The organism is Pseudoalteromonas lipolytica (assembly GCF_003515105.1).
In the GTDB taxonomy this organism is placed as follows: Bacteria; Pseudomonadota; Gammaproteobacteria; order Enterobacterales; family Alteromonadaceae; genus Pseudoalteromonas; species Pseudoalteromonas lipolytica.
Map to the genome: position 1 here is coordinate 15,698 of NZ_CP032090.1, position 11,803 is coordinate 27,500.

Annotated in this window: 9 protein-coding genes and 2 rRNA genes (1 of these 11 only partly in view); 4 read left to right on the forward strand and 7 right to left on the reverse strand. The window is 42.7% G+C overall.

Features of this window, described 5'->3' with window-relative positions:
• Positions 1-55: 55 nt before the first annotated feature.
• The 4 genes from D0907_RS00040 to D0907_RS00055 all read right to left on the reverse strand — a co-directional run bounded on the left by D0907_RS00040 (position 56) and on the right by D0907_RS00055 (position 5,484).
• Complete coding sequence (locus D0907_RS00040) at positions 56-1,351, reverse strand: DEAD/DEAH box helicase (protein ID WP_118843854.1); 1,296 nt, start codon at positions 1,349-1,351, stop codon at positions 56-58.
• Between the two features lie 168 nt (positions 1,352-1,519).
• Positions 1,520-2,704: an alpha/beta hydrolase gene (locus D0907_RS00045; RefSeq protein WP_425274485.1), complete on the reverse strand. Its 1,185-nt coding sequence runs from the start codon at positions 2,702-2,704 to the stop codon at positions 1,520-1,522.
• A gap of 102 nt (positions 2,705-2,806) precedes the next feature.
• Positions 2,807-4,627: a glutamine--fructose-6-phosphate transaminase (isomerizing) gene (gene glmS, locus D0907_RS00050; protein ID WP_118843855.1), complete on the reverse strand. Its 1,821-nt coding sequence runs from the start codon at positions 4,625-4,627 to the stop codon at positions 2,807-2,809.
• A gap of 95 nt (positions 4,628-4,722) precedes the next feature.
• On the reverse strand, positions 4,723-5,484 hold the full coding sequence (locus tag D0907_RS00055; RefSeq protein ID WP_036973640.1) for a DeoR/GlpR family DNA-binding transcription regulator: 762 nt from the start codon (positions 5,482-5,484) through the stop codon (positions 4,723-4,725).
• Positions 5,485-5,638: 154 nt separating this feature from the next.
• On the opposite strand from D0907_RS00055, the gene D0907_RS00060 reads away from it, so the two are divergent.
• The 4 genes from D0907_RS00060 to D0907_RS00075 all read left to right on the forward strand — a co-directional run bounded on the left by D0907_RS00060 (position 5,639) and on the right by D0907_RS00075 (position 9,077).
• Positions 5,639-6,166, forward strand: a complete 528-nt coding sequence (locus tag D0907_RS00060) for a sugar O-acetyltransferase (RefSeq protein ID WP_118843856.1) — start codon at positions 5,639-5,641, stop codon at positions 6,164-6,166.
• Positions 6,167-6,299: 133 nt separating this feature from the next.
• Complete coding sequence (locus D0907_RS00065) at positions 6,300-6,839, forward strand: hypothetical protein (protein ID WP_083202792.1); 540 nt, start codon at positions 6,300-6,302, stop codon at positions 6,837-6,839.
• Positions 6,840-6,957: 118 nt separating this feature from the next.
• On the forward strand, positions 6,958-8,232 hold the full coding sequence (locus D0907_RS00070) for a LysM peptidoglycan-binding domain-containing protein (RefSeq protein ID WP_118843857.1): 1,275 nt from the start codon (positions 6,958-6,960) through the stop codon (positions 8,230-8,232).
• A 92-nt stretch (positions 8,233-8,324) separates the two neighbouring features.
• A complete protein-coding gene (locus D0907_RS00075; protein WP_118843858.1) occupies positions 8,325-9,077 on the forward strand; it encodes a hypothetical protein in 753 nt (250 codons plus the stop codon).
• Between the two features lie 290 nt (positions 9,078-9,367).
• Here the strand turns inward: D0907_RS00075 and D0907_RS00080 are convergent, their stop codons facing one another.
• The 3 genes from D0907_RS00080 to D0907_RS00090 form a co-directional block, all read right to left on the reverse strand.
• A complete protein-coding gene (locus D0907_RS00080) occupies positions 9,368-10,402 on the reverse strand; it encodes an IS110 family RNA-guided transposase (protein ID WP_118843859.1) in 1,035 nt (344 codons plus the stop codon).
• A 212-nt stretch (positions 10,403-10,614) separates the two neighbouring features.
• Positions 10,615-10,729: ribosomal RNA gene (gene rrf, locus D0907_RS00085) — 5S ribosomal RNA — on the reverse strand.
• Positions 10,730-10,850: 121 nt separating this feature from the next.
• A 23S ribosomal RNA gene (locus tag D0907_RS00090) occupies positions 10,851-11,803 on the reverse strand (it continues 1,933 nt past the right edge of the window).

Consider the following 11,803-nt stretch of genomic DNA (forward strand, 5'->3'; position numbering starts at 1 on the left):
ACTGGTTGTTAAAAACAAAAAACCCCGCAGCAATGCGGGGTTTCTTTTAAGGCTATTAAGGTTTCTTCCAGCCACTCCAGACATCGTCTTGTTGGTTAGTTTTATTTTTTTTCTTTTTCTTACCTGTTCCCGCAGGTTTCGCTACGGGCTTGTCGTTTTTAAGTGCTTGTGCGGCATCAAGGTTCGCTTTATTTAAGGTATAACCAGGCACTTCTTCACGCTCTAAACGAAATTTATTTTTCTTTTCGATGATTTTAAAATGATGAAAGTCTTCATAATCAATCAGTGATAACGCTAACCCTACTTCACCGGCGCGACCACTTCGGCCAATACGGTGCATGTAATCAGCGGGGCTGCGCGGTAAATTGAAATTAATCACTACAGGCAATTTAGCAATATCTAAACCTCGGGCAGCAATATCAGTGGCAATTAATACCTCGATTTCGCCATTTTTAAACTTTTCGATTACGCGAGTACGCTCACTTTGGCCTTTATCGCCATGGAATACTTGTGCGTTAATACCGCGTTTTTCTAGTTTATTGGCTAAGTGCTCACAGTCTTTTTTGGCGTTCACAAAAATAAGTGCTTGGCGCCATTGCTGCTGTTTAATTAAATGCGCTAAAACGGTGGTTTTCTCGCCTTTATTTACCGTGAATACACGCTGCACCAAGGTGCTTTCATCTTTGTTTTGTAACTGAATCTCTAGCGGATTTTTTAACAGCTCTTGCGTTAATAGCATTACTTGCTCAGGGAACGTAGCTGAAAACAACATCGTTTGCTTTTTAGCAGGCATTAACGCCAACAACTCAGCAAGCTCTTCTGTAAAACCAAGGCTCAATAGTCGGTCAGCTTCATCAAGCACTAAGGTGTTTACTTTATCTAGCTTAATGGCATTGCTTGAAATTAAGTCGAGCAAACGCCCAGGAGTTGCCACAATAATATCGGCACCGCCGCGTAGTGCCTGCATTTGTGTATTAACCGACACCCCACCAAATACAGCCATCGTTTTAATCGCGCCATTAAAATAAGCAGAATACGATTTAACATTATCAGCCACTTGCGTTGCAAGCTCACGCGTCGGCACCAAAATAAGCGCCGATACATAGTTACCTTTAGCATCTCGCTTTAATGCACCCTGTGATATTTTTTGCAATATAGGTAGTGCAAACGCCGCTGTTTTACCTGAGCCCGTATTCGCTCCTGCAATTAAGTCATGTCCCGCCAAGATACTTGGAATTGCTTTTGCCTGAATAGGTGTAGGCTGGGTATATTCAAGATCAGACAATCGAGCAACTAGCTCTGGAATAAGGCCAAGTGCATTGAAATTACTAGGGTTTGAGGCTGAGGTCATAAAGGTGTGGGCTCATTACTAAAATAGCCTGCAATTTTAACGCATTTATTGCCCGGTAAGTAGGGATTAGTGATTTAAATACCTTTTAGATGATAGCCACTGGTTTATGATAATTGCTCAATATTAAAAGAGGCACTTAAAAAGCCAACAACTAAGTTGGCCATATTATTAACTCTTACTCAACTGTGCTTCTAACCTCGTTTTTGTCTCTTTTAAGTAATCTAGATAGGGGTAAGTGCCATCTGCGACCGCTATTGCAGCTTCGATTTGAACCAGAGCTTGTCGAGTATTACCTTGCATTTCATAGCCATATGACAAAGCTGACAGTGCATACGCTGATTTAGGATAGTTTTTGATATTGTACTTAAACACCTCAATAGCCCGCTCAAATTGCTGGTTATCCGTTAAGCTGTAACCTAGTAGCCTAACAGCACGGTCTGGTGGCGCTATTTGCTCGCCCCATTGCTGAGATAAGCGTTGATAATAAGCATCAATTGATGAAACATCATCGCTCAATGCACTCAAAGGCATCTGTTTAGATAAAAATAAGCCATGGTAAGCATTAAATGCTCCGGCAGCTGAGGTTAAGTTATGCGAAACGCCAGCAAAGGCGTCGCTCTTAAAACGCAGATTTTGCACCTTACTATTTTGCATAGTTTGCTGCATATCATCGTATCTTTCGCGCATAATGCCGGCTTCTTCACCGATATTTATATATACATAGCTGTTGATACTGTTGGCTTTAGTAACAAAGGTTTTCAAGCTCTTAGCCGGAGCGCCATAGTTCCACCATACCGCGGGGCTATAAGCAATATGCGCTTGAAATAGCTCTGGCTTAGCCTGCATAGCGTAAAGAGCAAATACACCAGCAGCTGAGGCTCCCGCAATAACGCTATAATCATGAGTGCGATACTGTTTATTAACCAGAGGCATCAGTTCTTGCTCTACGAAAGCTAAAAACTTTGCTGCACCACCGCCCTCGCCAACGGGTCCTTGCGGTTCTTTGTTCACGGTGGGATAAAAATCTCTAAGTCGATTGGTGCTTTCAATCGCGACTACAATCACCTCTGGCGCTTGGTCATCTTGTTGTAAGCGCTCAAGCACTGCATTAATTAATGGCACATTACCAGCCCCATCTAAACGATATATAACGGGATATTTCTTATTTGGATGAGTTTGATAGCTTTTCGGTAATTGCACAACGACAGTGCGCTGCTCATTAAGCATACTTGATTCAAAAGTATGCGTTTGTTGGCTGTAATTTATAACCGGCTCATCTGCCGCTGGTTGAGCCATTACATGGTTAGTACAGAGTAAAAAACCGCTAATACAGAGTAACTTAAATAATCGCACGACTTATCCTTAAGAAATATTGGTAATTTTTTAAGCTAACAGAATTACAGGTATAAAAAAAGGCGCCTAGAACGCCTTTTTTAAAAATTCAACTAATTGATTTTACTCAACTGTCACCGATTTCGCTAGGTTACGTGGTTGGTCTACGTCGGTGCCTTTAATCACCGCTACGTAGTATGAGAGTAACTGTAGTGGAATTGTATATACAACTGGTGCAATCACGTCATCAACATGGTTTACATTGATCACACGCATTGTTTCGTCAGATTCGAAGTGTGAATCTTTATCTGCGAATACATAAATAATACCGCCACGAGCACGTACTTCTTCTACGTTTGATTTAAGCTTTTCAAGTAGCTCGTTGTTGGGTGCTACAACAATAATTGGCATGTCGGCATCAATTAAAGCTAGCGGGCCATGTTTAAGTTCACCTGCTGCGTATGCTTCCGCGTGAATGTATGAAATTTCTTTCAGCTTAAGCGCACCTTCCATCGCAATTGGGTATTGTGAGCCACGACCTAAGAATAGTGAGTGGTGCTTGTCGGCAAATTCTTCTGCTAACTCTTCAATGCCATCCGCTAATAACAATGCTTCTTCAAGCTTGTTAGGGAGTGTTTTAATTGCATTGACAATTACACGTTGGTCGAGGCCTTTTTCTTGCGCAATAGACGCTGTTAGCATTAGTAAGCCAACAAGTTGTGTTGTGAAGGCTTTCGTTGATGCAACGCCAATTTCGGCACCCGCTTTCGTCATAAAGGCTAAATCAGATTCACGTACTAAAGATGAACCCGGTACGTTACAAATGGTCATCGATGCCATGTAACCTTGCTGTTTAGCTAATCGCAATGCAGCTAGGGTATCGGCTGTTTCACCTGACTGAGAAATAGTGACTAATAGGCTGTTTTCATGCACAAATGATTCGCGGTAACGGAACTCTGATGCAATCTCAACGTTACAACTCACACCCGCAAACTGTTCAAGCCAGTAACGAGCCACCATTCCTGAGTGATAAGACGTACCACAGGCTATAATTTGCACGTGTTTTACATCTTTAAAGATTTGCTGGGCACTGTCGCCAAAGGCATCAATCGCTACAGTGTCATTAACAAGGCGACCTTCAAGTGTATTACGAACCGCAAGTGGCTGTTCGTAAATTTCTTTCAGCATGTAATGACGATATTCGCCTTTACCTGATGCATCTTGAGTGATGTTTGATTCAATCACTTCACGCTCTACAGCTTCGCCATTCGCATCAAAAATTTCCACGCTATCACGGGTAATACGCGCTACATCACCTTCTTCAAGGTAAATAAAGCTGCGTGTAACAGGTAGTAAGGCAAGTTGGTCAGATGCAATAAAGTTCTCACCGAGACCTAAACCAATCACCAGTGGGCTACCTGAGCGCGCGACGATGATTTCGTTGTCGTTCGCTTTATCGAAAACAACAGTACCAAATGCACCTTCAAACTGCTTAACTGCAGCTTGTACTGCTGCTAATAGCGTGTCATGTTGCTGACGTAACTGGTGAATAAGGTGCACCATTACTTCGGTATCAGTTTCTGATAAAAACTCATACCCATCGCCTTTTAACGCTTCACGTAGGCTGGCATGGTTTTCAATAATACCATTATGAACAAGGGCAATTTCGCTTTTTGAAATATGCGGGTGCGCATTGGCCTCTGTTACACCACCATGCGTTGCCCAACGCGTATGTGCAATACCGGTAGTGCCATTAACAGCGGCATTATTAAGTGCAGCTTCTAAGTTTGCAACCTTACCCACTGCTTTAACTGTGTTTAGTTCATTACCTTTAAGTAAAGCCACACCTGCTGAGTCATAGCCACGGTATTCAAGGCGCTTTAAGCCTTCAACAAGAATTTTATTTACTGGGCGTTCTGCAACAGCCCCAACGATTCCACACATAATCTCTCCTTTTGCACATGCCAAAGTGTTTTACTTTGGGCAGTATGTGTTGTCATAAAATTTATGTAATAAGGTGTTGTCGGTCTTATTACGGGTTATTCAATGTCTGCACAAATCAGCTGCACACCACATTTTCTTATCGCCTCGCGTTTCTCTTCGCTAAGGTTGTTGTCTGTGATAAGTGTGGTAATTTGCTGCCAAGGCAGTTCTAAATTCGGTATTTTTCGGCCTATTTTATCTGACTCAACAAGAACAACGACTTCACGAGCCGATTCAGCCATTACTTGGCTAAGGCCCACTAATTCATTAAAGGTCGTTGTGCCTCTATCTACATCAATGCCATCGGCACCAATAAACAGTTGGTCAAAGTCATAAGAGCGCAAAACGTTCTCTGCAACTTGGCCTTGAAACGATTCTGAATGCGGATCCCAGGTGCCGCCGGTCATCAATAATGTCGGTTCGTTTTCCAGCGCTAATAAACGGTTAGCTACTTTAATAGCGTTTGTCATTACTACTAGGCCACGTTTACTTGCAAGCTCAGGGATCATGGCAGCCGTTGTGCGACCACTGTCTATGATCACTCTGTTATGATCTTTAATAAGGCCCGCAGCCGCTTTAGCGATTGCGATTTTACGTACTGAGTCTTCTTCATCACTCACAATCTCTTGCGGTAATGCAATAGCCCCACCATAGCGGCGCAGTAATAAGCCACTTTTTTCAAGCGCTGTTAAATCTTTACGAATGGTCACTTCGGAGGTTTGAAACTGCTCAGCCAGCGCTTCAACGGCTACTTCGCCAAGTTCATTAACCTGACTTAATATTGTATGACGACGTTGTTGAGTGTTTCGTTTTGTCATTAACCTGATCACATAAGTTTCGTTTCGAAAGTTACGGGATTTTAAACGAAACAATATAAATGGCAAGTGAATGTTTTATAACCCCACTAAGTTTATTTTGATCTCTGACTTTTACGCGATAAGCTATCTTTAGAATTTACTAAGACTGATCACCATGAAAGAGTTTAATAGCCTAGATAAACCCCTGATTGAACAGCGTAAAAACGCACATGAGATTTGCCGTTTATTTGCCAAAAGTCCCAGTAAAGGCAATTTAAAACGACTAAAAGGCATGTTTGCTCAGTGTGGTGAACAGGTCGTTATTGAAGCGGGTTTTCATTGTGATTATGGCAGTGGTATTAAAATAGGAGATCGAACCTTCATAAATATTAACTGTACTGTGCTTGATGCGCCGCTATCTGATGCACAAATTACCATAGGCAATGACTGCTTAATTGGCCCAAATGTGCAAATTCTTGCAGTATCGCATGCAGCAAACCCCACCGAGCGTTTAGCTAAAGCTAATTTTGCAGCGCCGATTAGCATTGGCAACAATGTATGGATTGGTGCTGGCGCGATTATACTTGCAGGTATTAAAGTTGCTGATAATGCCGTAGTTGGCGCTGGGGCAATAGTTACTAAAGATGTCGCGGCAAATACCCTAGTAGCAGGTAACCCCGCAGTGAAGATTAAAGATCTTTAAAAATTACAATATAGCGATATTAAATTGAGCACACATTGTCGGCTAACCTGCCAATTTAGAACATTTTCTTACAATTAGAACTCACCAAGATTGATATTATTGTACCCATTACAGTTAATGGATTAAATTCAATATGAAATATCTCGGCTTAGCACTTTTTGCACCACTTGCCTTAATTCCTTCTACAAGCTTTGCAGGGATTTATGACAACCCTAATATAAACCTGTTTGTGAAGTCAGAACGTAATAGCACTGACTCAATCACCTCGGCAGGTGTCGAATTTATGGCTAAAAATAACAACAGCAATTTTGGCGCAGCATTGACAACAGCGCTTGGGTCAGCTGAAGTGTTTACTAAAAAAGGTGATCGGGAGACATTTTTAACCCTCGATACTGGCATAAAATTTGGCTATTTCAGTGACTTTTTTGTCTATGGTGAAGTAGGCTTAGATTTAATTGAGCTTGCTTTCTACGACGACCGAAAAGACCATGACTATAACGACCGCTTCGATGACGATAACAATAGTATCGATGGCTATGTGGGTGTTGGTATAGGCGTGGACTCTAAGCCATTCAGAATAGAGATCTATGCCAGAGCCCGAGAAATAGACAGCCGCTATTGGGAGGCACAAAACCATGGTTATGCTGGGTTACAAGTTAGTATTTCATTTTAATTTCAATTGGGTGAGTGAGTTAGCACGTTGTTAATCTAATGGTCATTTTTAGCTCACCCTATGTTAAGCTTAGGCGCTTTAGTTTACCCGCACCTAAGTTAACGGAGTATTTTAATACGTGTTTTTAAATCGATTTTTAGGCCTTGTTGTTTGTCTTATTGTAACAGGCTGTCAGACTGCCCCTGAGTCTCTCACTGAAAAGAAGCCCATAATTAAGGCAAATCCAGATACTGTGGTTACAGAATCTAAAACAGAACAAGTAGATGCGGTGCCACCGCTAAAACCAAGTGAACTTGAAGATGTGTGGCAGCGTATTCGCGTTCAACTGCAGTTTAGCGATTCAAGTCATCCTGATGTACAAAAGCGCATTGCTTGGTACCTTACTCATCCGAATTATATGGAAGAAATAAGCCGCCGCGCAGCGCCGTATTTGTATCATATCGTCACAGAAGTAGAAAACCGTGACTTACCCATAGAACTTGCCCTAATGCCGCTTATAGAGAGCGATTTTGATGCCAGTGCCTATTCGCACAAGCATGCATCAGGTTTATGGCAACTTACTCCTTCAATCGCCAAATACTTTAAAGTAAAAATTACTCCTTGGTATGATGGTCGCCAAGATGTGATTGACAGCACACGTGCAGCTCTTGATTTTATAGAGTATCTTTATAAACGCTTTGATGGCGATTGGTATCATGCTATTGCTGCCTACAATATCGGTGAGGGGCGAGTGTTACAAGCCATTGCTCGTAATCAGAAGCAAGGGAAACCAACCGATTTTTTCAGCTTAAAACTACCATCACAAACTCGTCAATATGTGCCCAAGTTGCTCGCTGCGGCACAGTTGCTTAAACATCAAAAAATGGTCTTTCCGTCGATTAAAAATGAAGAAGCAATTAGCATCTTGCCTGTGTCAGGGGCTGTGATCTTAGCTGACAAAGCAAAATGGCAAGAACTCGAAGAGTTAAACCATGGCGTAATTCGCTACCCTGCAGTAATAGATGCGCCACATATTGTGGTACCAAAAGATCAACAGTCGACTTTTAAAACACTGTTAGCAAATCAGAAAAGTAATGATTACAGCCAGTGGCAACATTACACCGTAAAACGCGGCGATAGCTTAAGCGTAATAGCAAAACGTTATAAAGTGACTGTCAGCCAGCTTAAAACCTTTAATAGCTTAAAAACGAACACTATTCGCGTAGGTCAAAAACTCATATTACCGCAATTAGCTGATCAACAAATTGAGTACAAAGTAAGAGCAGGCGACAGCTTATGGAAAATAGCAAAGCAATACAAAGTCAGCATAACAAAACTAAAGCAATGGAATAACCTTTCTAGGGATAGTCTAAGAGTAGGCGAAAAGCTCACCGTATTTATCTCAAATAGTTAATACCAAATCAGGGAGTTTTACTCCCTGTCTCTTTTATATATCCAATTAAAGTTGTATCTTTAGTAGTCTATAAAAATAACAACGACAAAGTCATGGATAATCAACAAAAGGACGTCACCGAATCAACTCTTGAGACACATCAGCAAGAGGCAAGCGATGAACACCAACCAAAATCAACCACGGTAAGTACTAAACCCGACGACTCTAAACAGCCTAAAGCCTGGTTTACCAATGAGCGCCTAAACCTCTTTCTCGCACTGTGTGCCATTATTATTTCAGCAGCGTCTTTTTATGCCACATACCTGCAAGCAAATGCTGCAGAACGACAAGTAAAAGCCGCCACATGGCCTTGGCTTGAAGTTATGACGGGGAATTATGATGAAGAAAAAAATCTACCTGAAATCACCTTTGTACTCACTAATTCAGGATCAGGACCTGCGATAGTAAAGTATGTGAAGTATCACTATAACGACCAATCATATTTAGATATCTATAAAGTAATTTCTGCATGCTGTTTTGATACACAAGCATATGAAACACAGCTACAAACTCTGCAAGATGATTCTCCCAACATAAATATTTTCGAAGCATTTGGCTGGATTATGACGAGTGCCAGTGATAACCGTTTACTGGCATCTGGCAGCGAACTTAAACTTTTTGGTTTCAAGCGAACGGGATTTAATGAAACTCAATGGGACAAAGTAAACAAGCAACGTAATAGCATCAAAACCGAGATCTGCTATTGCTCTTTACTAGAACAATGCTACCTAAGCGATGGCCGCGCAGATGTAAAAGAAATAGAACAGTGTGATATATCAAGTAATTCGCCAGACACAGCGCCGTGAATATTAGGGGTTATGTATGAAGGGCATATCAGGTACTTCGGCACTAAAGTACCTTATATGGACTCCTCCTATTGCACAATACCCTTCGTTAATTTTGTTAGACTGCGTACTTATATGCGGGCTCATAATGAGGAGCTACCTCGGCCCTATGATGTATTCGCGCCCTTGTGCCTCTTCTCCTACTCGGTGTTTTAACACACTAATCACTTTACAGGCTATCAAGGGTGGGTCTAACCGCTTAACGCAGGTTCTTGGTCAATACAGTTATTTCTGTTATCGAAGACTAAATGTTAATTTGCTAGTAGGCTTGGTTCATAACGCGTGCCCTTTTTCAGCATGGCATACGCCGTCCGAACTGTTTTATTTGCTAACGCAATGGCGGCGCACTTCACACCGCGTCTTTCAACTAATGCTTTGAGCCATTGCTCTTTTTTCGTTTTTGGCTCGCGATGCTTTAACTGATTGATGACCGCTCTGGCCCCCAGAAATAAGTGACTTCGTAATATCATCTCTCCGCGGTATTTGGCTATATGGCCTATTCGCACTTTTCCACCACTTGAGTGCTGACGTGGGGTGACGCCAATATTGGCTGCTGCATTACGTCCGCTCGTAAAATGGGTTGTGTCACTTAAGCTAATTAATAAACCAACCGCAGTGATAGGCCCTACGCCCTCAAGAGCCAGTAAGCGTTCACATTGCTCATCTTGTTTTACTAAGCCTGTCAGTAACTCATTTAATGTTTCTTTTAATGTTGATTGGGCTTTAAATAATTCATAGCACTGCGCTATACACTGCCTTAAACCAGCGGTTAACCCATTATCGCTATCTTCTAAAATCTCAGGGATAGCCTGCCTAAACGCGCATTCTGATTGCTTGATTACAATTCCAAATTCAAGTAACAAGCCTCTGATTTGATTCGCCAACTGCCGTTTCTGCTTTTCAGCTAACGCACGCATTCGCTCTATCGACTGTAGGCTTTGCTGTGCTTGTGTCAGTGATTTACACGGGCGAACATTGGGTGAGAAAGAAGCCGCAGCTATTGCAATAACATCGTTTGCATCTGTTTTCTGGCCAATCCTAAATGCTTTGACAAATCGAGGGTCTAGAATCACGACTTCATGACCAACACTACGCGCTTTGCGTGCCCAATAATGAGCACCGCCACATGATTCCATAACAACTTTACAACGAGGAGACGTGGTGAGTATCGACAGTAGCTCTTTTCTGCTTACCGCTTTATTACTTTGTAGTTTTTGATGAAAAAATTGACCGACTTGAAAAACATTTTTTGCCAAGTCGATACAAATTAAGTTAAATTTTGACATGTATGGATTCCTTATTGGTAAAAGTGGTTTTGCAATTTCTTTATACCGTACTTACCCTATTTAGGGGAGGAGTCCATACATCTCCTACGTCTCTTCACCTTGCGCTTATGCGTCTTTTTATCTCTGTATGCAATCTCAGTATGGTACTGGACGATTTAGCCCTGAACGCAAAAAACCCGCTGCATTGCTGCAACGGGTTTCTCTAATTAGGAGCCTGGCGATGTCCTACTTTCACATGGCAAATGCCACACTATCATCGGCGCTGTTTCGTTTCACTACTGAGTTCGGCATGGGGTCAGGTGGGTCCAAAACGCTATTGTCACCAAGCATATTCTGGTCGTTAATCGCATTCGCAATTAACTAAAATCTGGAAATCTGATAATCGTAAATCTACTTTAGTATACTAACTTCTGTCTGTTACGCTGTCATAAAACGCGTTTGGCGTTGTATGGTTAAGCCTCACGGGTAATTAGTACAGGTTAGCTTAATGGCTCACACCACTTCCACATCCTGCCTATCAACGTTGTAGTCTTCAACGGCCCTTCAGAGACTTTAAAAGTCTAGTGAGAACTCATCTCGAGGCCTGCTTCGCGCTTAGATGCTTTCAGCGCTTATCAGTTCCGAACGTAGCTACCGGGCAATGCCATTGGCATGACAACCCGAACACCAGCGGTTCGTTCACTCCGGTCCTCTCGTACTAGGAGCAACCCCTCTCAATTCTCAAACGCCCACGGCAGATAGGGACCGAACTGTCTCACGACGTTCTAAACCCAGCTCGCGTACCACTTTAAATGGCGAACAGCCATACCCTTGGGACCGACTTCAGCCCCAGGATGTGATGAGCCGACATCGAGGTGCCAAACACCGCCGTCGATATGAACTCTTGGGCGGTATCAGCCTGTTATCCCCGGAGTACCTTTTATCCGTTGAGCGATGGCCCTTCCATTCAGAACCACCGGATCACTATGACCTACTTTCGTACCTGCTCGACGTGTCTGTCTCGCAGTTAAGCTGGCTTCTACCATTACACTAACCGTACGATGTCCGACCGTACTTAGCCAACCTTCGTGCTCCTCCGTTACTCTTTGGGAGGAGACCGCCCCAGTCAAACTACCCACCAGGCACTGTCCGTAACCCCGATTAGGGGCCAACGTTAGAACATCAAAACTACAAGGGTGGTATTTCAAGGACGGCTCCACAAAGACTAGCGTCTCTGCTTCAAAGCCTCCCACCTATCCTACACATGTAGGTTCAATGTTCAGTGCCAAGCTGTAGTAAAGGTTCACGGGGTCTTTCCGTCTAGCCGCGGGTACACAGCATCTTCACTGCGATTTCAATTTCACTGAGTCTCGGGTGGAGACAGCGTGGCCATGGTTACACCATTCGTGCAGGTCGGAACTT